12 protein-coding genes, 4 tRNA genes and 1 pseudogene are annotated in these 20,539 nt (G+C 65.1%); 4 read left to right on the top strand and 13 right to left on the bottom strand.

Annotation, left to right across the window (positions count from 1 at the left end):
• Positions 1-365 precede the first annotated feature (365 nt).
• The 4 genes and pseudogenes from FK256_RS14875 to FK256_RS06340 all read right to left on the bottom strand — a co-directional run.
• Positions 366-572 (bottom strand): annotated as a pseudogene (locus tag FK256_RS14875) (transposase); the annotation flags it as partial.
• A gap of 60 nt (positions 573-632) precedes the next feature.
• Positions 633-704: transfer RNA gene (locus FK256_RS06350), tRNA-Val, on the bottom strand.
• A gap of 1 nt (position 705) precedes the next feature.
• Positions 706-776, bottom strand: a tRNA-Cys gene (locus FK256_RS06345).
• A 35-nt stretch (positions 777-811) separates the two neighbouring features.
• Positions 812-884 (bottom strand) — tRNA-Gly (locus FK256_RS06340).
• Between the two features lie 149 nt (positions 885-1,033).
• Here FK256_RS06340 and FK256_RS06335 point away from each other — a divergent pair.
• Positions 1,034-1,106: transfer RNA gene (locus FK256_RS06335), tRNA-Val, on the top strand.
• A 175-nt stretch (positions 1,107-1,281) separates the two neighbouring features.
• Here the strand turns inward: FK256_RS06335 and FK256_RS06330 are convergent.
• Entirely contained in the window at positions 1,282-2,658 is a 1,377-nt protein-coding gene (locus FK256_RS06330) for a UTP--glucose-1-phosphate uridylyltransferase (protein ID WP_141424124.1), read from the bottom strand.
• A 213-nt stretch (positions 2,659-2,871) separates the two neighbouring features.
• Between FK256_RS06330 and FK256_RS06325 the strand changes: the two genes are divergently transcribed.
• On the top strand, positions 2,872-5,577 hold the full coding sequence (locus FK256_RS06325; protein WP_141424123.1) for a DUF2339 domain-containing protein: 2,706 nt from the start codon (positions 2,872-2,874) through the stop codon (positions 5,575-5,577).
• Positions 5,578-5,630: 53 nt separating this feature from the next.
• Here the strand turns inward: FK256_RS06325 and uvrA are convergent, their stop codons facing one another.
• Complete coding sequence (gene uvrA, locus FK256_RS06320) at positions 5,631-8,477, bottom strand: excinuclease ABC subunit UvrA (RefSeq protein WP_141424122.1); 2,847 nt, start codon at positions 8,475-8,477, stop codon at positions 5,631-5,633.
• A 144-nt stretch (positions 8,478-8,621) separates the two neighbouring features.
• Between uvrA and FK256_RS06315 the strand changes: the two genes are divergently transcribed.
• Together FK256_RS06315 and FK256_RS06310 are read left to right on the top strand one after the other, a co-directional pair.
• Positions 8,622-8,906 (top strand): YciI family protein, encoded by a 285-nt coding sequence (locus FK256_RS06315; RefSeq protein WP_141424121.1) that lies wholly within the window; start codon positions 8,622-8,624, stop codon positions 8,904-8,906.
• A 106-nt stretch (positions 8,907-9,012) separates the two neighbouring features.
• Positions 9,013-9,648: a class I SAM-dependent methyltransferase gene (locus FK256_RS06310; RefSeq protein WP_141424120.1), complete on the top strand. Its 636-nt coding sequence runs from the start codon at positions 9,013-9,015 to the stop codon at positions 9,646-9,648.
• Between the two features lie 7 nt (positions 9,649-9,655).
• On the opposite strand, the gene FK256_RS06305 is transcribed toward FK256_RS06310, so the two are convergent.
• The 7 genes from FK256_RS06305 to coaE form a co-directional block, all read right to left on the bottom strand.
• Complete coding sequence (locus FK256_RS06305) at positions 9,656-12,148, bottom strand: HAD-IC family P-type ATPase (protein WP_141424119.1); 2,493 nt, start codon at positions 12,146-12,148, stop codon at positions 9,656-9,658.
• Positions 12,149-12,203: 55 nt separating this feature from the next.
• Positions 12,204-13,208: a TerC family protein gene (locus FK256_RS06300; RefSeq protein ID WP_141424118.1), complete on the bottom strand. Its 1,005-nt coding sequence runs from the start codon at positions 13,206-13,208 to the stop codon at positions 12,204-12,206.
• A 327-nt stretch (positions 13,209-13,535) separates the two neighbouring features.
• Positions 13,536-14,777 (bottom strand): arginine deiminase, encoded by a 1,242-nt coding sequence (locus FK256_RS06295; protein WP_141424117.1) that lies wholly within the window; start codon positions 14,775-14,777, stop codon positions 13,536-13,538.
• A gap of 88 nt (positions 14,778-14,865) precedes the next feature.
• Positions 14,866-16,320 (bottom strand): arginine-ornithine antiporter, encoded by a 1,455-nt coding sequence (arcD, locus tag FK256_RS06290; RefSeq protein WP_141424116.1) that lies wholly within the window; start codon positions 16,318-16,320, stop codon positions 14,866-14,868.
• A 262-nt stretch (positions 16,321-16,582) separates the two neighbouring features.
• Entirely contained in the window at positions 16,583-18,679 is a 2,097-nt protein-coding gene (gene uvrB / locus FK256_RS06285; RefSeq protein ID WP_009232884.1) for an excinuclease ABC subunit UvrB, read from the bottom strand.
• A gap of 347 nt (positions 18,680-19,026) precedes the next feature.
• Positions 19,027-19,758: a hypothetical protein gene (locus tag FK256_RS06280; RefSeq protein WP_009232883.1), complete on the bottom strand. Its 732-nt coding sequence runs from the start codon at positions 19,756-19,758 to the stop codon at positions 19,027-19,029.
• Positions 19,759-19,876: 118 nt separating this feature from the next.
• Positions 19,877-20,527, bottom strand: a complete 651-nt coding sequence (gene coaE / locus FK256_RS06275) for a dephospho-CoA kinase (RefSeq protein WP_009232882.1) — start codon at positions 20,525-20,527, stop codon at positions 19,877-19,879.
• Between the last annotated feature and the right edge of the window lie 12 nt (positions 20,528-20,539).

The raw sequence follows: 20,539 nt of genomic DNA, 5'->3' as shown, positions 1-20,539 counted from the left end.
TGGTGAGGCTGACCGTGTCCAGAGCGACAACCTGGGCGTCGCCCTCGCCATAGACCTTAGTCAGACCACGAGCCTCAACCACTGCGACGGCAGCGGGACGAGAACCTGGAAACTGGTGCGCCATCATGCAGCTCTTCCTTCCCGACGAGAACCCCGGCCAGCACGCCGCACAGTCCCGTGAAAACTCAGTGGAACTATAGATCTAGTAATCGGGAACTGTCCGTATATGGTGTGTGGGGTCTGGTGGATTTCGTCGAGTGGTTTTCTCACCTTGGAGGGTGATCGTGAGGGTATTGGTGCGGGCTACGACCTGATGTTCCGGTGTGACCAAGTCATCCCCGGTCGGACCAAGGGGTTCATGCCCTCAAGTACGGGTGTTTCCGCGCGGTCTGCTCGTCGAGGAGGAAGCAGCCCCGAGTTTGGGGTTGTCTGCGGTAGCGGGCGTTGCTCGACTCGATCGCATTGGTCATGCGAATGACACGACGGATCCCAATGATGTACTCGAGGAAATATACGAACGGCGTGGAGGCAAACAGCCTGGCCAAGATGTTCAGGAGCCTAGGCCCGGACAGGTAGGGCTACTTGACACTGAAGGCCCGAGCCGGTGAGCTTGGGCCTTCAACATTGTGTCGTGGGCGATACTGGGATCGAACCAGTGACCTCTTCCGTGTCAGGGAAGCGCGCTCCCGCTGCGCCAATCGCCCGAGGTGGGTACCGGATTCGAACCGGTGTAAACGGCTTTGCAGGCCGGTGCCTAGCCTCTCGGCCAACCCACCATGAGAATGCCGGGACTGGGCGCCCTGCTCCTCGGAGCGGATGACGGGACTCGAACCCGCGACCCTCACCTTGGCAAGGTGATGCTCTACCAACTGAGCCACATCCGCATACCCCTCACGGTCCTGCCGAACCGCTCGGTGCTGGAAAACCATAGCATCACGATCACACCGAAAGGCAAACAGCATCGCGGTGATTCACCTCACCGAGCAGCCGTTTGCTCCGGAGGTGCCGACCTGGCTATGGTTGGCGCCGCACCGGGCGATTGGCTCAGGGGTTAGAGCGCCTCGTTCACACCGAGGAGGTCACTGGTTCGATTCCAGTATCGCCCACCGGGTACGGGTAATACTACTGATCTCGTCTGTCACGACTCAGGGTGGCAGACGTTTTCTTTTTCCGGCTGAAGCCATGAACCGGCTGCTGAGGCACCGGCTCGCTGCCGCGGGACCCGGCCACTGAATCCGGGCCCCGCGTCAGAAGTGGCAGCGGCGACACGGTCTCCAGTCATCAGATCCGGGCGCCGTCGGCGACCTTTCCGGGCGAGCCGTCCTCCTGCAGGTGAGCTTCCCCTGTGGCGACGACGCCGGAACCGAAGGCCCAGTCGCCCTCCACCGTCAGCGTCTGCGCGTCCTTGATCGAGGGGACGCCATCGGGGAACCTGGCCTCGAAGTCCTGGATCTTCTTGTAGAAACGGGGGTCGAGGTTCACGGTGCAGGCGCGCTCCGGAACCATTTGCAGCAGGCCGTCGTCGTCAACCTCGTAGACGTCCGAACGTACCAGCAGCAGGTCGTTGGTGGTCTTGACCGGCAGGAACCGGGAACGGGGCACCTCGATGGCCGTGGCCCCCTCGAAGGCCTCCACCGCGGCCCCCATGGCTGTCTCGAGCTGGATGACCGGCGTTGACGAGGAGTCCGCGGGGTCGACCGTCTTGCTGTTCTTGATGAGCGGCAGTCCGAGAATCCCTCCCCGCTCGACAAGAGTGTCGCGCAGAACCTTCAGATCGAACCAGAGGTTGTTCGTGTGGAAGAAGGGGTGGCGGAACTGGTCGGTGAAGTAGTGCATCTGGTCTTCGGGCGTCTGCGCCGTGTCGCGCAGGATGATGCGCCCATCGCTCTTGCGCACAGCTAGGTGACCGCCCTTGACGTCGGCCGGCGTGCGGCGGCACATCTCCGGGGCATAAGGGGCGCCGGAGGCCGCGAACCAGCCGGCGATCCTAGCCGATGGCGCCGCACCGAGGTTGTCGGAGTTGGCAGTCATGGCATACCGGTAGCCCTTGTCCAGCAGCGTATTCAGCAGTCCGGAGGCGAGCAGGGCGGTGTAGATGTCACCGTGCCCCGGCGGGCACCACTCGAGCTCGGGATCGGCCGCCCACTCCACGGGAGTCAGATCGTCCGCACGCAGCTTGGGCTCACGATTCTGCAGGAAGTCCAGTGGAAGGCCGTCGACCTGAATCTCAGGGCGCCCGGCCAGCACTTCGAGGGAGTCCTCGCGGGTGCGGAAGGAGTTCATGAGGATCAGCGGCAGACTCACATCGTAACGTCGGCGGGCCGCCGCGACCTGGTCGACCAGCAGGTCAAGGAAGGTCTTGCCGTCGCGCACCGGGAGGAGGGACTTGGCACGATCCAACCCCATCGAGGTCCCCAGGCCCCCGTTGAGGCGGATGAGGACCGTCCTGCTCAGCGCTTCCCGCGCCGCTTCCTCGCTGACCTCGACGTCGGCAAGAGAGTCGATCTGCGTAAGTGGCTCAATGGTCTCCTCGGGAATGAGCCCCGTGGCTCCCGCCTCCAGGGACCGGTAGTAGTGCGTGAAGACCGTAATGGCCTGCTCGGCGACGCCCGCGTCGCGCATCTTGTGCTGGGCAGCAGTGAGTCCGTTCTCGCTCATGACGCGTAGCCTAACCCACACTGACCGTTCTTGGGGCAGTTTGTTCGACTCTGTTCGTTTGTAAGAGGGTGACCGGCAGCTTCTCGGGCTCAGCGGGTTATCCACAGGGGAGCCTTTCCTCTTCCCGACGTCGGGCTCTCCCCTTATTCTCTTTTGATCCGGTTGTGTGACGAGCCACTTATCGTCAAGCACCGAGTAACTAGGAGAACCGTCATGCCCATGCCGCCCAATGCGGGTCCGAATGTCGTTCTGCTCATGCAGAGATTGGACCTCATCGAGAAGAAGATCGACTGGATCGCTGGGCGCGTCGCCTCACTGACCTACGCCGACGGCGCCCCGGCACGGGGGCAAGGTGATCAGCCCACGACAGAGGAAGGCACCCTGCGGGTTCCCGCCTCGAAGGCCGCCGAGCCCATCAGAGTCGTCGATGATCATGTAGCGGCGCCCTTGCCCGCCACTGGCTCGCCCGCGACTGAGACGACGCCGCCCGAGAGCACCCCTGCGACGGGCCCTGGCGCAGAAACTTCCGAACAGGTTCGCGACACGTCTCTTGCGCAGGCTGTCGACGGCGAAACCTCGCAAGACGATGAGGCCGCCGTGTCCGTCCAGGCCAAGAGCCTTGACTCTCCCAGTGACACCGTGGCCGTAGCGCCGATGGTTCAGCACCACGAGGAGCCCAGCCGCACAACTCCCGAGCAGTCCTCCTGGACGAGCCCCGGCTTCACGGGCCGGGCACCCGCCCCACCCAACGGCGCCCGTAGGAGGGACCCTCACCAGGAGAAGCCGACTACGACAGGCCACATGGGTACCGCCGAGGCCGATGAGCTTCCCGGCTGGGCACGGCGGGCGATGCGGGAGGGAAATCTCGGGCGTTATCTGCTCTCCGGCGCCGCCGCAGTGCTCGTTCTGTCAGCAGGAGTCAGTCTGCTTGCCCTGGTGTGGGACTCCATTCCCGATCCGGTCAAGATCCTGGCTCTGGCGCTGATCGCGGTGACGATGACGGCTGCGGGCGCCCATCTGGGGAACAGCCGGCCCCGTTATCGCGTCGCCGCGGCGACGATCACGGGAACCGGTGGCGGTCTCGGCTTCGTCTCCATCGTAGGTGCCGTCCTTCTGGACGGGATACTCAGCCCGGAACCCGCTCTGGTCCTCATGGCCTGCTGGGGGCTCGTGCTTCTGGTCGTATCCCACCTGACCCGGGTGCTGTTCACCGCGGTCGTCTCCACCATCGGCGCCCTGGTGACCATCGGCTTCGCGGTCAACCATGTGATTCAGCAGCCGAGGACAGCGATCATCACGTGGCTGATGATCGGCGTTTACGTCGCTGTCCTGGCCCTCACCTGCGGGATGCTGTCACGAAATACGGAGCGAATGCGGCATGCCGCCTGGTATCCGGTGACGTCGATGACGGCGACGGCGGTCACGCTCGTCTTCGCCCCGATCAGACCGATGCTGCGCATCTCCACCACCGGCGGTATCAGTATCGCCATGGCTCTGTGCCTGCTCCTCGTCTGCCAGACGCTGCACGCCAGCAGGCGTCTGTGGAGCATCGGTGTCAAGACGGCGGGCTGGGACTGGGGACTGGCCGTCGCAGTCCTTATGGTGGCCTACAGGAACCTGCTGATCGAGCAGGTGAACCTCGAACTGGCGCACTCCACCGTTGTCGCCGTCTTCATCCTCGAGCTTCTCCTGCTGGCCGGGGCAGCACTCGCGGTGTTCGCACCCCGCAGCCCCGACCAGTGGCGCAGCGCCATGGCCATTGGTCATGAGGCGTCGATCCTCCCCGTTGCACTGGTCGGTCTGGCGATCATCAACGACCCCCGGGTCTATCCCTTCGTCGTTATGACCGCGATGCTCTGCTCCCTGCCCGCCATCGTGGACGGACGGGTGGAGCCGGCCCCGATCCTGGCTTTCCTCGGCACCGCACCGATCCTCACACTCCCCGAAACCGCGTATTCTCGGGCCGATCTCCTGTTGCTCATCGCATCTATCGCGGTCTCTGGGCTCCTGGTGGTAGTGACCGAGGGACTCGGAGACCGAGCTGTGGGCGGCACGCCGGCTCCCGAGACGAGCACTGCGCCGTCGGGCATCCGACCGAGGATTGTGGCCTTGCGACTGGCACTGGCCGCGATCGTCTTCAATCTTGCCGTCCTCGCTCCGATGCTCGCAGGTGGCCTCGTGGGCAGATCCCAGAACGCTTGGGCGGCCCTGCACATGGTCCCGGGGCTTGTCACCATCGCATTCATCCTCCTGGGCGCCTTCTCCAACAGGGCCACTCCCCTGCGGGTGCTCGGCGGTCGATGCCGGGGAGCCCGCTACCAGGTAGGCCCTCACGGCGAGGCGTTGCCCGACCCGCGAAGCTCACTGGCAGGGGCCCCGGCGGCGTCGTGTATCGTGTCGGGGCTTGTGGCCGCCATAGCCGCACTGACGTTGTCATGGGCGCAGGAGCTAACCTCATCGGTATGGACGATGGCGCTGGTGACTGTCGCTCTGGGGCTAGGAGCGAGCGCCACGTGGCTGCTGCTTCCGTGGGGGCGGCGCGCGGAGGTGTGTCTGAGCCTCGCGATCGGAGACTCCCTGCTCATGTGGTTCTCGGTCATCGCGGTCACCGACATCGGACCGAGCTCGGTTCTCATGTCTGTACTGGTGCTGACGACCGGCGGAGCCTGCATCGTCTTCGGGTTCAAGGTGCGCGTGACGGTCCTGCGACACTACGGCCTGACCCTGGTGCTCCTGTCTGTCCTCAAACTTGCCGCCGTCGACACAGCCTCGCAGAACTCGATCATTCGGGTCGTCTCGCTGGCGGCCGCGGGCATCGTCTGCTTCGTGCTCTCACTGCTCTACAACCGCTACGCCCAGGAACAGCGCCGCACGCAGATGGAGGGCATGGAGGGCGCTGACGATCACAACCGCTCCTGAGGCGGAACCGTTCACTCGCCTTGGAGCAGAATCGGCGACACGTCTGCTGCGGTTCAGCCGCGGGCGGTCCGAAGCATCGGAGCCAGGAACTGGCCGGTGTAGGACGACTCCGTGGCCGCGACCTTCTCCGGAGTGCCGGTCACGACGACGGTTCCTCCGCCCTTGCCGCCCTCGGGTCCCATATCAATGACCCAGTCCGCGTTGGCGATGACGTCGAGGTTGTGCTCGATCACCACCACAGAGTTGCCCTTGTCCACCAGGCCCTGGAGCACCCCGAGCAGTTTGCGGATGTCCTCGAAATGCAGTCCGGTGGTCGGTTCGTCCAGGACGTAGATGGTGCGACCAGTGGAGCGCCGCTGGAGCTCGGTGGCGAGCTTGACGCGCTGGGCCTCACCGCCGGAGAGCGTGGTGGCCGACTGGCCCAGGCGCACATAGCCCAATCCCACCTCGACCAGGGTGTTGAGATGGCGAGCGATAACCGAGGAAGCGGAGAAGAAGTCGGCGGCCTGGTGGATGGTCATGTCCAGGACGTCGGCGACCGTCTTGTCCTTGTAGCGGATTTCCAGGGTCTCCCGGTTGTAGCGGGCGCCATGGCAGACCTCGCAGGGCACGTAGACGTCCGGCAGGAAGTTCATCTCGATCTTGAGCGTGCCGTCTCCCTTGCAGGACTCGCAGCGGCCGCCCTTGACGTTGAAGGAGAAACGCCCAGGTCCGTAGCCACGGACCTTCGACTCCGGCACGGCCGCGAAGATCTTGCGGATGTGGTCCCATACCCCGGTGTAGGTGGCCGGGTTGGACCGGGGGGTGCGGCCGATCGGCGACTGGTCGACGTGGACGACCTTGTCGAGGTGGTCGACTCCCCTGACGGTCTTGTGCCTGCCGGGCACGCCGCGGGAACGGTTGAGCCGGTTGGCGAGCACCTGGTAGAGGATGGAGTTGACCAGGGAGGACTTGCCCGATCCGGAGACGCCGGTGACGGCGGTGAGCACGCCGAGCGGGAAGGACACGGTGACGTCCTTGAGGTTGTTCTCACGGGCGCCGACGACGGTGACCTCACGGTTCTTGTCGCGCTCGCGTCGCTTGTCGGGAATCTCGATCCGCCGCCGCCTGGCCAGGTAATCACCGGTGACCGAGCTCTCGGCTCCGGCCAGGCCCGCGACGTCACCGGAGTAAACGACCTCACCGCCCAGCTCACCCGCTCCGGGGCCGATGTCGACGATCCAGTCGGCCGAGCGGATGGTGTCCTCATCATGCTCGACGACGATGAGCGTGTTGCCCAGGTCCCGCAGCCGTTGGAGGGTCTCGATGAGGCGGGTGTTGTCCCGCTGGTGCAGGCCGATGCTGGGCTCGTCCAGGACGTAGAGGACCCCGACCAGGCCTGAACCGATCTGGGTGGCCAGGCGGATGCGCTGTGCCTCGCCCCCGGAGAGGGTGGCCGCGCCGCGGGCCAGACTGAGGTAGTCCAGCCCCACATCCACCAGGAAGCCCAGGCGCGCGTTGATCTCGGTCAGGACGCTGCCCGCGATCTGAGCGGCCTGGCCGGTCAGGCTGAGGCCGGCCAGGAAGTCCCGGGCCTCGCTGATGGGCAGCTCGCACAGCTGGGCGATGGAGAGCCCGCCCACACGCACGGCCAGCACCTCCGGTTTGAGCCGGGCGCCGTCGCACACGGGGCAGGGGATCTCCCGCATGTAGGCCTGGTATCGCTCGCGGGACCAATCGGACTCGGTTTCGTCGTGCTTGCGCATGACGTAGTCGAGGACGCCCTCGAATCCGGTGGAATAGATGCGCTCGCGTCCCCAGCGGTTGCGATAGGTGACCTTGACCTCGTAGTCCTTGCCGCGCAGGATCGCCTCCTTGGCACGCGCCGGCAGCGCGCGCCAGGGGGTGTCGACGTCGAAGGACAGTTCCTTGCCCAGGGCCTCAAGTTGGCGGGTGAAGTACTTCTGGTGACTTGACCAGGGGGCGACGGCGCCCTCAGCCAGGGTGAGCTCCTCGTCGGGGACGACGAGCTCGGGGTCGACTTCGAGCCGGGTCCCGATGCCCGTGCAGGCCGGACAGGCGCCGTAGGGGGCGTTGAAGGAGAAGGTGCGCGGCTCCATCTCGTCCAGGGCCAGGGGGTGCTCGTTGGGGCAGGCGCGTTTCTCGGAGTAGCGGCGCTCCCGGTCGGGGTCGTCGTCGGGCAGGTCGACCTGCTCGATAATGATCAGGCCTTCGGCCAGCCCGAGGGCCGTCTCGACCGAGTCGGTCAGCCGCTGGCGGATGCCGTCGCGGACGACGAGACGATCGACGATGACCTCGATGTCGTGTTTGAGGCGCTTGTTGAGAGTCGGCGGGTTGTCAAGGCGCTCGACAGCGCCGTCGACGCGCACCCGGTTGAAGCCGCGTCCGCGCAACTCGCCGAAGAGCTCGGAGTACTCGCCCTTGCGTCCGCGCACGACGGGGGCGAGCACCTGAAAGCGAGTGCCCTCGGGCAGGGAGCGGACCTGGTCGACGATCTGCTGGGGGGTCTGGGAGGAGATAACCGCCTCGCAGACGGGGCAGTGCTGGACGCCTGCCCGCGAGTACAGCAGACGCAGGTAGTCGTAGACCTCGGTCACTGTGCCCACCGTGGAGCGGGGGTTGCGCGAGGTGGACTTCTGGTCGATGGACACCGCGGGGCTCAGGCCCTCGATGAGCTCGACGTCGGGCTTGTCCATCTGACCCAGGAACTGACGGGCGTAGGAGGACAGGGACTCCACGTAACGGCGTTGCCCCTCGGCGAAAATCGTGTCGAAGGCGAGGGAGGACTTGCCCGAGCCGGACAGTCCGGTGAAGACGATCATCGTATCGCGGGGCAGGTCCAGGTCGACGCCCTTGAGATTGTGCTCGCGGGCTCCGCGGATGATGAGAGAGTCGTTCACGGGATTCGAGTCTAGGGGTTCGCCGCACCCGTCGTGCGATCGCACACGTGTTCGACACGTCTCATCGCGAGGATGTCGGAAGAATGCTCAGGCCCCCTGTGTTTCAGGCCATGGCCGGAGTCTCTCAGCTCTATGCTGGAGCCCATGAGCAAGATCTACGCCGTCGAGTACCGCTACGTCACCGACAAGGACGAGGAGATGGCCGCCGTGCGTCCCTCGCACCGCGCCTTCAACGGCCGCCTGGCCGATGAGGGCAAGCTGCTGGCCGCGGGCCCCTACGTGGGTACACATGACGCCCTCATCGTCGTGCGGGCCAATGACGAGGTTGGTGCACTGGCCCTGCTCGAGGAGGATCCCTTCCACCGAGCCGGCTACATCAACGAGCGCATCGCACGCGAGTGGAACCCGGTCATCGGGCTCCTGGCCTGAACCGCAGCAGGAGGCTACTACTGAACCAGTACTGAAGCTGGAACAGAGCCGGCTCATTCCGCAACGACCCTTGCGCCCGTCTGGTCAGGCCGGGGAGCATGGATCCGTGGTTTCCTCTCAGTCTTCCAAGTCCTCCGCCATCCCGGACGAATCTCAGTTCGCCCGCCCCTCCTGCCTGACCGGGCGCGTGCTTCTGCGCGGCATGAACATCGGGCACGCCCGCCTGCACCGGTGGGGACTGAAGGCAGCGGGGATCCGCCCCCGAGACAGGGTGCTCGACGTCGGCTGCGGGGGCGGCAAGGCTATTGCCCGGATTCTTGCGCAGACTCGTCGCGAGGTAGCCGGCGTCGACCACTCCCCCGATGCAGTTGAAACCAGCAGGCGCGTCAACCGCGCCGCCGTTGCCTCTGGGCGCCTGCGGGTCGTGGAGAGTTCGGTGGACCATCTGCCCTTCCGCGACGGCTTCTTCGACGTTGCGACGGCATTCGAGACCACGTACTTCTGGCCGGACCTGCAGGCCGGTCTCATCGAGATTCGCCGCGTCCTGAGTTCCGGGGGTCGGCTCGTGATCACCAATGAGGTCGCCGATCGAGAAGCGGCGGGGCACTGGGCGGAGCGTCTGAATATGAATGTGACTGATGGTCAGAGCCTTGCCGCCCTGGCCCGCGAGGCCGGGTTCCTCACGGTCGATATCAGCATCCACCCCCGACACGGGTGGCTTCGCCTGGTCGCCGCAAGGTAGAAGGCTCTTAGCCTCGATTGCGTACGATTCTGCGCCGCACTATGTGAACCAGCTCGATGCCGCCAATCGCCAGTCCGGCCATGAGCGCGATGACCCACCACACCCCTGGGCTGGGCCAGGCCAGCTCGAAGAAGGCGCGCACCGGTGGAGCCACGATACCCAGGACCGCTATTGATCCCATGAGTACGACGAGCCCCAATCGCCAGCTGGACAGCGGCCGGGCCGTGAGCGTGAGCAACCACAGCCCGCACGTGACGAGAACCAGAGTGGTTGCCGTAGTCACCTGGGCTCGAGGGGCATGAGTGAGCGTCAGCCAGAGGTAGGTGGCCAGGGTGACGGTTCCCGCCATGAGCCCCGCAGGCACGCACAGGCTGAGAACCCTCCTCAAGAATCCTTCCCGGTAGCGCTGTGAACTGGGAGCCAGAGCCAGGACGAAGGCCGGGATCCCGATCGTCAGCGAGGAGACGACCGTGAACTGACGGGGCAGGAAGGGATAGGTGATCGCTGTAACGGCCACGACGACGGCGATCAGTGAGGCGTAGATGGTCTTGGCCAGGAACAGGGAGGCGATGCGTTCAGTGTTGGCCATGACGCGGCGCCCCTGAGCCACAACCCCCGGCAGGGCAGAGAACTCACCCTTGAGGAGCACCAGGCGCGCAACCGCCTTCGTGGCCGGCGCCCCATTGCCCATGGCGATCCCCAGATCGGCGTCCTTGAGGGCCAGGGCGTCGTTGACACCGTCCCCGGTCATCGCGACGACGTGACCGCGCGACTTCAGTGCCCGAACCAGCGCCCGCTTCTGCTCGGGGGTGACGCGCCCTAGGACACTGGCACCCTCGACCGCGTCAGCCAGACGGTTCAGGTCCTCCTCCGTCTCCTTCCCACTGCCCGCGCCGGCCGGCAGGGTGCGCGCGTCCAGGGCCACGAGCTCGCCGCCGTCGGCAGCGGTGACTCCTGCCTGGCGGGCGACGGCGGCCACTGTCTCGGGGCTGTCGCCGGAGATGACCTTGGCATCAACGCCCTGCTGGCGGAAGTAGGCGAGGGTCTCGGCGGCGTCGGGACGAATCTCCTCGGTGAGGACGACGATCCCGGCGGCCTCAAGGTCGCCGGGCAGCCGCGGCTCGTCCTGCTCCTGGGGCTGTGTCCAAGGCGAGTGTGATCGGGCCAGGGCGACGACGCGCACCCCCTGCGCGGCAATCCGACGGGCACGCTCCAGGACGGGCGCACTGTGAGCGGCCAGGACAATCTCGGGGGCTCCGAGAACCCATGTGGTGCCGCAGGCCTCGTCTCGGATCGCCGACCACTTTCGGCGCGAGGAGAAGGGGATCGACTCCACGCCGCCCGCCTCGCACTCACCGGCTGAGACTAGAGCCTCCCTCAGACCCTGCTCACCGAGTCGCTCGGGCTCCTTGAGCCCCTCCACAATCGCATCCGCGGTGGCGTTGGATTCGCCCGTTCCGGTGAGTACGGCCAGGGCCGCAAGTACCTCGGGCGGCGCCTGGCCGCCGTCGGGTCCCTGGATCTCCCCCAGGCGAATACGGCCGGTCGTGATAGTGCCGGTCTTATCCAGGCACAGGGTGTCGACCCGGGCCAGGACCTCGACGGCGGGCAGCTCCTGGACCAGGACGTTGCGTCTGGCCAGCGCCAGGGATGCCGTCGCGAAGTTGACGGAGGTCAGGAGCACCAGCCCCTGAGGCACCATGCTGACGACGCCTGCGATGCCCACGACGACCGCCTGCCTCCACTCGCCGGTGCTCCAGGCCTGGCCGATGCTCCCGCTCAGACGCAGCTGGGACCACACCAGGACCACGGCGACGGGGATGATGACCCAGCTGATCCAGTGCAGCACCCGGTTGGTTCCGGCCTGCAACTCGCTGACAACGAGGGAGTACCTGCGAGCCTCCCGGGCCAACCGGTGGGCGTAGGCATCTCCACCGATGGCTGAGGCGCGGAATAGGCCGGTCCCGGCTGTCACCGTGGTCCCGGACATGACTCGGGCGCCGCGTTCCGGGCGCACGGGCCGGGACTCTCCGGTGAGGATCGACTCGTCGATCTCGAGGCCGTCGCTGGTGATGACCTCCCCGTCCGCCGGGACCTGCTGACCGGCGCTGAGGCGCACGACGTCGTCAAGGACAACGTCACCAACAGCAACCTCCCGCTCGACCCCGTCCCTCAGGACGACGGCTCGAGGCGTCTCCAGCACCGCGAGGCGGTCGAGGGCGCGCTTGGCTCGGATCTCCGCCACTGTACCGGTGGCGGTGTTGAGCAGGAGGACTACGCCGAACAGCCCGTCTCCCCAGCGCCCCAGCACCAGGATGACAGCCAGTGCCGCGCCCAGAATGGCGTTGAAAACCGTGAAGACGTTGGCCCGCAGGATCTGGGAGACGCTGCGGGAGGTCCGCTCGCGGTACTCGTTGGTCCGTCCGGCGCTGACGCGCTCGGCGACCTGTGCGGCGCTGAGCCCGGTCACCGGGGCTTGAGGGATGTTCGTGGCGCTCACGGCTCAGAGGGTAATGAGTGGTGGAAGATCAGTCCTCCTCCCAACGGCTGAAAGATCAGGAAGTGACCTCGGCCCGCCGGGCATCGGCTCGCGACTTGAGGACCGAAGCGATGACGGTGACAGTGATCGTGGTGACGATGACGGCCAGGGAGACCTTGACCGAGGCCTCCGGGATGGTCTCCCAGTTCTTGCCCCCGTTGATGAACCAGAGCTCATTGGTGTGCAGGGCGTGGACGATGAGTTTGAAGCCGATGAAGCCAAGGATGACCGCCAGGCCGTAGTGGAGGTAGACGAGCCGGTCGAGCAGTCCGTCGATGAGGAAGTAGAGCTGGCGCAGGCCCAGCAGGGAGAAGGCGTTGGCGGAGAAGACCAGGAAGGGTTCTATAGTCAGCGAGTAGATCGCGGGGATGGAGTCGACGGCGAACATGACGTCGGCGGTGCCGATGGCGATGATGCACAGCATCATGGGGGTGATCATGGTGCGCCCGGCGTGGCGGTGGATGACCTTGCCGCCTACGAAGCCGTCGGTCATGGGGATGACGCGAGCGACGAGCTTGACGAAGCCGCTGGGCCTGTACTCCTCGTCCTCGTCGTCGGGCTCCTCAACGCCCTCTCGGGCCTGGGAGAAGGCGGTCCACAGGAGCCAGGCTCCGAAGAAGTAGAAGACCCAGGAGAAGTTATTGATGAGCGCAGCGCCTGCGAGGATGAAGATGAGCCTGAGGACGAGGGCGATGACGATGCCGGCGAGCAGCACCTCCTGCTGGTACTTCCGGGGCACCTTGAAGGAGGACATCATGATGACGAAGACGAAGAGGTTGTCGATGCTCAGCGCCTTCTCGGTGATGTAGCCGCTCAGGTACTGCTGGGCGAATCCGCCGCCCCACACGAACCAGACGATGCCGCTAAAGACCAGGGCCATAGTGATATAGGCCACCGACCAGATGGCAGCCTCCTTCATGGTGGGCTCGTGCGGCGTGCGCACGTGACCGACGATGTCGATCGCGATGAGGGTCAGGATGATGGCCGCCAGGCCGATCCACCCCAGAATGTGGACATCCACGTATTCTCCTCCGGTACGGAACTGGTACCGGAGGTCTCCTCCCGCCACGGGCGCCGGTGCTCAAGGCTCGTGCCGCTCTGGCCGCGACGCCGGGAACGCAGGACCGCGTGTGCCCGCACCACCGTGATGACGACGTCGCCGTTGATTGGGAGTACTCCCCTCCGTGTATAACGTCCGAGAGTCTAACGTGCTAACCGGTACGGGCACATGGAGTGGCCCATCGCGCAGGTGTGGGGTGCATGACGTCGCCACCCGACTGGGGTTCCCCGGAGGCGGCAACGCCATCACCATCATGGCCGTAACGTCTGTACTCCGAAGCCGGCTCGGTCAGTAGACCGGGTCCCGATCGATCGGGCAGGTCATGCAATGTCCGCCTCCACGACCGCGACCGAGCTCGCTGGAGGGGATCTCCAGAACCTCGATGCCCGCAGCGCGCAGGTTGGCATTGATCGAATAGTTGCGATCGTAGGCCACGACTACTCCCGGGGACAGGGCCACGACGTTGTTGCCGTCGTTCCACTGCTCGCACTCGGCCCCGTAGCGTCCTGCGGTGGACATGACCGGGGTGAGCTTGACGCCCAGAGCCTCGGAGACGACGTCAACGAAGTAGCCCTCGTCGTAAGTGACCTTGATGCCTCCGCGCTCGGTCTCGTCGGGACGCAGGGAGAAGGTGTCCATGGCCCGGACGACCGGCTCGTAGACGTTGACGACGTCCTCGGAGCACACCGTGAACACAGTGTCCAGGTGCATCGCAGCGCGCTCCTTGGGCATGCGGGCGGCGATGACCCGCTCAGCCGAGCCAGCGTCGAACAGCGACTTGGCGATCTGGCTGACGGCCTGGAAGGTCGAGCGCTCACCCATGCCGACCAGGACGATGCCCTTGCCGATCGGCATGATGTCTCCGCCCTCGATGAAGGTGTGCCCCATGTCCTTGTCGACCGTGTCCAGCCAGACGTTGTAGTCGTACTTAAACATCGGGTGGTAGCGGTAGATAGCGGTCAGCAGGAGAACCTCGCGTCGACGGGCACCCCAGAACATCCGGGACAGCTCGACACCGTCGTAGATCCAGGCAGAGTTGTCACGGGTGAACAGGGTGTTGGGCAGGGGGGCGATGAGCATCTCGGGGTCGTCGCTGTTGACGTGGAAAGGAGAGATGCAGCTGCCGAACACGTCCGTGGGCACCTCGTCGGACACGAGTCCGCCGATAAGGAGCTCGCCGAGCTCGGCCGAGGGCATCTCCTCCAACCAAGCCAGCAGGTCCTCGGCGACGCCCACGCCCATGGTGGCGTGGTTGATGCGTCGGCCCAGGATGAACGAGCGCGCCTCGGGGATGTCCAAGACATCGGCGAGCAGATCACGCAGTTCGAGGACATCGATGTCACGCTCGCGCATGAGTTCGACGAAGAAATCGTGGTCACGCTGAGCCTTGGGGACGTCCAAGACATCGTCGAAGAGCAGATCGTGGCAGTTGGACGGAGTGAGACGATCGTGTGCGCGACCGGGACGACACACCATGACACGTCGCAGTGTGCCGACTTCGGAATAGACTCCGTGCTTCTGTTCGGTCATTGTTCCTCTTTCCAAGTCGTGGCAACACGATTAAATGCTGCCGAAAACGGTGGGTCATAGATGACAGGGAGATGGTTGAGAATGGCGGTCACAGGCTCAGCGCACCGGTTGCCAGTCCGTAGACGGCGTAGACGGACATGACGGCGAAGAGCACGACGAGCCCCCACTCGGCGGTATTGAAGACCTTGGCCTCCTGCTCACGCCGCGCCCAGATATAGAAGGGCAGGCCCAGCAGGTAGAAGATGGCCGTGTACAGGAGGTACACCAGACCGGCGGCATAGAGCAGCCATAGACCGTACACCGATCCCAGAACGCCAACGACGAGATCGAAGTACCCGCCCCGAGACCTGTCTCTGACTGCGACGAGGACCTGGAATAGGGCGGACAGGAGATAGGGCAGCAGGATGAGAGCGGAAGCCAGGTGGATGAGGCGCGTGTAGGTCGAGGCGTTGAAGTAGGTCCAGATGAGGAAGAGCTGAACCAGCCCCATGGTCAGCCACAAGGCGTTGACGGGCACGGCTTTAGCGTTCTCGCGGCCCAGGAACGAGGGCATGAGCCCCTCCTGGGCGGGAACACGCATGATCTCGGCCAGCATGAGGAACCAGGACAGCAGGGCCCCCACCAGGGAGACGATGAGTCCCAGGGCGATGAACTTCGCCCCCCATGGACCGACTGCCGCCTCAAGCACCCCCGCCAGGGAGGGGTCTCCCAACTTGGCGAGCTCGGAGCGAGGGACGATGCCATAGGACAGAATGTTGACGGCGAGCAAAAGGGCCAGGACAGAGAGGAAGCCCAGGATTGTTGCCCTGCCGATATCGGCACGCGTTCTGGCCCGCTCGGAGAACACCGATGCCCCTTCAACGCCAATGAACACCCACACCGTCACCAGCATCATGTTCTTGACCTGGGCAACCACCGCACCAAACCCCGTGCCGACACCGGCTCCCCAGAAATCGTGAGTGAAAATATCGAGCTTGAAAGCAAACAGACCGATGAGGACAAAGACGATCAGCGGTAGAACCTTGCCGACGGTCACAATGGCGTTGATGATGGCGGCCTCTCGGATGCCGCGCAGGATCAGGGCGTGGTACATCCACATGACGACTGAGGCGATCCCGATGGCAAGTGCAGTATTACCATTGCCGAACCCGGGCAGGAAGACGCCCAATGAGGCCATGAGCAGCACAAGATAGCCAACATTGCCGATCCAGGCTGACAACCAGTACCCCCACGCGGATGAAAATCCGATGAGATTGCCGAAGCCGGCACGAGCATAACCGTAGACACCGGCATTGATCTCGGGCAGGTTGATGGCCAGCCGCTGGTAGACGAAGGCAAGCATGAGCATGCCGGCACCCGTAATGAGCCATCCTATGATAAGCGGCCCGGGCGCTGCGGCGTCGGCCATCTGCTGTGGCAAACCGAAGATCCCGCCCCCGATCATCGATCCGATGCCAAGTGCGGTCAGCGCGGCCAACGACACCTTGCCGGAGGCAACCCGCCCGCCCTCTCCGTCAGCGACATCGATGTCGAGCTCGGCCATGTCCACTCACACTCCCTCGCAACAACAGTGGTGCGGCACACAATCACTATATGGTCACGTTAAGGAGAGGACAAGGCTTGGCAACCTATTAATAGATAATCTGCAACACGCATAACACGCTGCATATCTACAAGAGTCTCACGTCAACACACAACAAGATGGAGTGAATATTGGATATTCCCCCAAGAGAGTCGCGAGCCCTCCTTCCCCACTCCAGGACCAAAGTTCTAAAAGACGGCGTGAGGCAAACTGCAGTGTTCCTTCACTGGGCGGCGCGCATAGCGCGCAGCTCCTTCTTGAGGTCCTGGATCTCGTCACGCAGCCGGGCGGCGAGCTCGAAGTGGAGCTCCTCGGCCGCGGCGTGCATCTGCTGGGTGAGCTCGTTGATGAGCTCGACGAGGTCGCCCTGCGCCGCCCCGGCGAGCTTCTCGCGCACCGTGGCCTCGGCCGTCTGCTTGCGCCGGGCCCGCACCGAGGGGTCCTCATGGCCCCGGTAGCCGCCGGCCAGGAGGTCGGCGGTGTCGACGTCCTCACGGGCGAGCATGTCGGTGACGTCGGCGATCTTCTTGCGCAGCGGTTGGGGGTCGATGCCGTGCTCGGTGTTGTAGGCCAGCTGCTTGATGCGTCGCCGCTCGGTCTCCTCGATGGCCTCGGCCATGGCCGGGGTGATGGTGTCGGCGTACATGTGGACCTCGCCGGAGACATTGCGGGCGGCGCGCCCGATGGTCTGGATGAGGGAGCGGGTCGAGCGCAGGAAGCCCTCCTTGTCCGCGTCCAGGATGGACACCAGCGAGACCTCCGGAAGGTCCAGGCCCTCGCGCAGCAGGTTGATGCCGACCAGCACGTCGAAGCGCCCCAACCGCAGCTCGCGCAGGAGCTCGACGCGCCGCAGGGTGTCGACGTCGGAGTGGAGGTACTCCACGCGCACACCCCGTTCGGCGAGATATGTGGTCAGGTCCTCTGCCATGCGCTTGGTCAGGGTGGTCACGAGGATGCGCTCCTGGCGCTCGACACGGGTGCGCACCTCCTCGAGCAGGTCGTCGATCTGCCCCTCGGTGGGCTTGACGACCACCTTGGGGTCCACCAGCCCGGTAGGCCGGATGATCTGCTCGACGACGCCGTCGGATCTCTGGGTCTCGTAGTCCCCGGGGGTGGCCGACAGGTAGACGGTCTGTCCGATGCGGTCCTCGAACTCGGCGAAGGTCAGGGGCCGGTTGTCCAGGGCAGAGGGCAGGCGGAACCCGTGGTCGACCAGGGTGCGCTTGCGGGAGGCGTCCCCCTCGTGCATGGCGCCGATCTGGGGGACGGTCACGTGCGACTCGTCGATGACCAGGAGGAAGTCCTCGGGGAAGTAGTCCAGGAGGGTGTTGGGCGGGGTGCCGGTCTCCCGGCCGTCGATGTGCAGGGAGTAGTTCTCGATCCCTGAGCACATGCCGATCTGCTGGAGCATCTCCAGGTCGTAAGTGGTGCGCATGCGCAGGCGCTGGGCCTCCAGGAGTTTGCCGTCGCGCTCGAGCTGGGCCAGGCGCTCGGCGAGCTCGGACTCGATGCCCTCGATGGCCCTCTGCATGCGCTCGGGGCCTGCCACATAGTGGGAGGCGGGGAAGACGAAGACCTGCTCGGCGGTGTCGATGACGTCTCCGGTCACGGGGTGGAGCGTGGCCAGGGCCTCGATCTCGTCGCCGAAGAACTCGATGCGGATGGCGAGCTCCTCATACATCGGGATGATCTCCACCGTGTCCCCCCGTACCCGGAAGGTACCGCGGGTGAAGTCGATGTCATTGCGGGTGTACTGCATCGTCACGAAACGTCGCAGAAGCTCGTCCCGGTCGATCTGCTGCCCCACCTCCAGAGGAGTCATCCGATCCACGTACTCCTGAGGAGTGCCCAGTCCGTAGATGCAGGACACGGAGGACACGACGACGACGTCACGGCGGGTGAGCAGGGAGTTGGTGGCGCTGTGCCGCAGACGCTCGACCTCGTCGTTGATGGAGGAGTCCTTTTCGATGAAGGTGTCCGTCTGAGGGACGTAGGCCTCGGGCTGGTAGTAGTCGTAGTAGGAGACGAAGTACTCCACCGCGTTGTTCGGCAGCAGCTCGCGGAACTCCGCGGCCATCTGAGCGGCCAGCGTCTTGTTCGGCTCCAGGATGAGGGTGGGACGCTGGACCTGCTCGACGAGCCAAGCGGTCGTCGCGGACTTCCCGGTTCCGGTGGCGCCCAGTAGGACGATGTCCTTCTCCCCCGCCTGGAGGCGCTCGGTCAACTCGGCGATCGCCGTGGGCTGGTCACCACTGGGCGAATAGGGACTGACGACCTCGAAGGGCTTGGCAGCGCGCTGGAGCTCGGTGACGGGACGCATGCCTCCAGACTACGCGGCCCTGCCTGCACCTCCGAGAGCCCCGACGGTTCAACCGCCCCCTTCACCTCCCTGGAATCATGCCGTCATCACACTGATACGTCCTTGTGTCCGCTTAGGAACCATTAAATCGGATCCACCTATTACGGTGGTGCGGGCAGGACGCCAATGTGTCCTGGCCTCACTTTCGTGGGTCTCAATCCCCGTTCGTTCCCTGTCCTCCCACACCGATTCAAGGAGCTCTCATGGCCTTCATCGTTGCTGTCTCCGCGTCCATCGTCGGCGCCTTCGGCCCTGCTCGCGCAGCCTCCCGGCGTAGCAGCCGACTGGGCTGAGTGCGCCCGCCGGCTCTACCGTTCGGTTCCGCCCCACTCGACGGCGGTGAATCCGGTTCGAGCAGGCGCGGGCGCCAATTCCTGTTCCGGAACCGGCGTCTGAGGCACCTCTCCGATAACGACGTAGACCCGGATGAACGTCTCCGGGACGATTTCGGCGCCGGAGGAGGTGTCTGTGAAGCGGTAGACGGCGCGGCGAGCGTACTCGTCAGTGGCGAAGGTGACCAGGGCTCTGCCCCGCTCGGCTATCCGCGGCCCCCAGAAGGTGATGAACTCGGCCGCCTCACGCTGGTCGAGGCCCAGGACGGAGAGCTTCTCCTCCAGGAAACCGGTGGCCGCATCCGCATCGACAATAAAGCCCTCATCCTGAGCGAAGGCGGTGGGCTCCTCCCCCTCCCAGAACAGTGACGGGTAGTGCCGCCCCGTGGCGTCAGTGATGTCCCCGTTGGGAGATGCCGTCACCTGCCACGTGACGCGACCATCCGCCTGAGTCTGCGGCGTCGGATAGGTGTATGTCAGCGTCCCTTTGTAATCCAGACTCACCGAGAGATCCGTCGTCGTTGAGGGGTAGAGGTACAGGACCGGTTTCTTGGACAACGGCCTGCTCGGCTCTGGGCTCGATTTCTCGCTCGGTTCCCGGTTCGGCCGCTGGATGACGACACAGCCCGCGAGCATCCCGACCCCTGTGAGGCTCCCGAGCAGCAGGAGGCTTCGACGAGTGGGGGCGGCCATCGGTGATCGAGGCATGACGGTTCCTTTTCGTACGACTAATGCGTCCGACCCGACGGCGGTCGGGACGCCGCGGCTCCTCAACCCACTGTAGGGGTCTGCGCGATATCAGCCGATGGGAAGGCCTCCCCCGTTGTCAGGCAATGGTTTCCGGCGCCATGATCCGGGTGGTCCAGAGCCTGTCGACATCCGCCTCCAGCTCATCAATCGACCCGGAGTTGGACAGCACGACGTCGGCCACAGCCCGTCGTTCCTCATCCGTCGCCTGCGAAGCGACGCGGGCAAGGGCGTGCTCCCGGTCCATGCCGCGCTGCGCGAGTCGCTTCAGACGCAGCTCAAGGTCCGCCTCGACGACGACAACGAGGTCGAACATGTCCTGCATCTGCCCCTCGACAAGCAGAGGGACGTCGTATACCGCCACCCGCCCAGCCGGAATCGTCTCCATCCGGGCCCATGCCTCGGCCGCGATGAGGGGCAGAAGAATCTCCTCCAGGCGCGCGCGGCTCAGGTCGTCGGAGAAGACCAGACGCCCCAGGGCGCTGCGGTCGAGCGAGCCATCGGAGGCGAGGACGCCGTCCCCGAATTCAGCCACGACCGCCGCAAGACCATCGCTTCCGGGGCTGACCACATCGCGAGAGACCTCGTCAGCACTGGTCACGACTGCACCGCGTGCCTCCAATAGCGCGGCAACAGTGGACTTACCGGCCCCGATGCCCCCCGTCAGCCCCACACGCAGAGCGCGGTCCGCAGGATGGCGAGTGGTCTGGGCGGCAGGTGTGTGGCGCATGACCCCATCATG

It is taken from the genome of Actinomyces johnsonii, from assembly GCF_006546835.1.
GTDB lineage: Bacteria > Actinomycetota > Actinomycetes > Actinomycetales > Actinomycetaceae > Actinomyces > Actinomyces johnsonii.
This window is presented reverse-complemented; position numbering and strand designations above follow the sequence as displayed.

What these genes read in the sequence shown, in the direction of transcription:
- FK256_RS06315 (WP_141424121.1), top strand. Translation starts at nt 8,622, where the DNA reads ATGAGCAAGATCTACGCCGTCGAGTACCGCTACGTCACCGACAAGGAC.
- FK256_RS06295 (WP_141424117.1), bottom strand. Translation starts at nt 14,777, where the DNA reads ATGACCGAACAGAAGCACGGAGTCTATTCCGAAGTCGGCACACTGCGA.
- FK256_RS06330 (WP_141424124.1), bottom strand. Translation starts at nt 2,658, where the DNA reads ATGAGCGAGAACGGACTCACTGCTGCCCAGCACAAGATGCGCGACGCG.
- FK256_RS06325 (WP_141424123.1), top strand. Translation starts at nt 2,872, where the DNA reads ATGCCCATGCCGCCCAATGCGGGTCCGAATGTCGTTCTGCTCATGCAG.
- coaE (WP_009232882.1), bottom strand. Translation starts at nt 20,527, where the DNA reads ATGCGCCACACACCTGCCGCCCAGACCACTCGCCATCCTGCGGACCGC.
- arcD (WP_141424116.1), bottom strand. Translation starts at nt 16,320, where the DNA reads ATGGCCGAGCTCGACATCGATGTCGCTGACGGAGAGGGCGGGCGGGTT.
- FK256_RS06280 (WP_009232883.1), bottom strand. Translation starts at nt 19,758, where the DNA reads ATGCCTCGATCACCGATGGCCGCCCCCACTCGTCGAAGCCTCCTGCTG.
- uvrB (WP_009232884.1), bottom strand. Translation starts at nt 18,679, where the DNA reads ATGCGTCCCGTCACCGAGCTCCAGCGCGCTGCCAAGCCCTTCGAGGTC.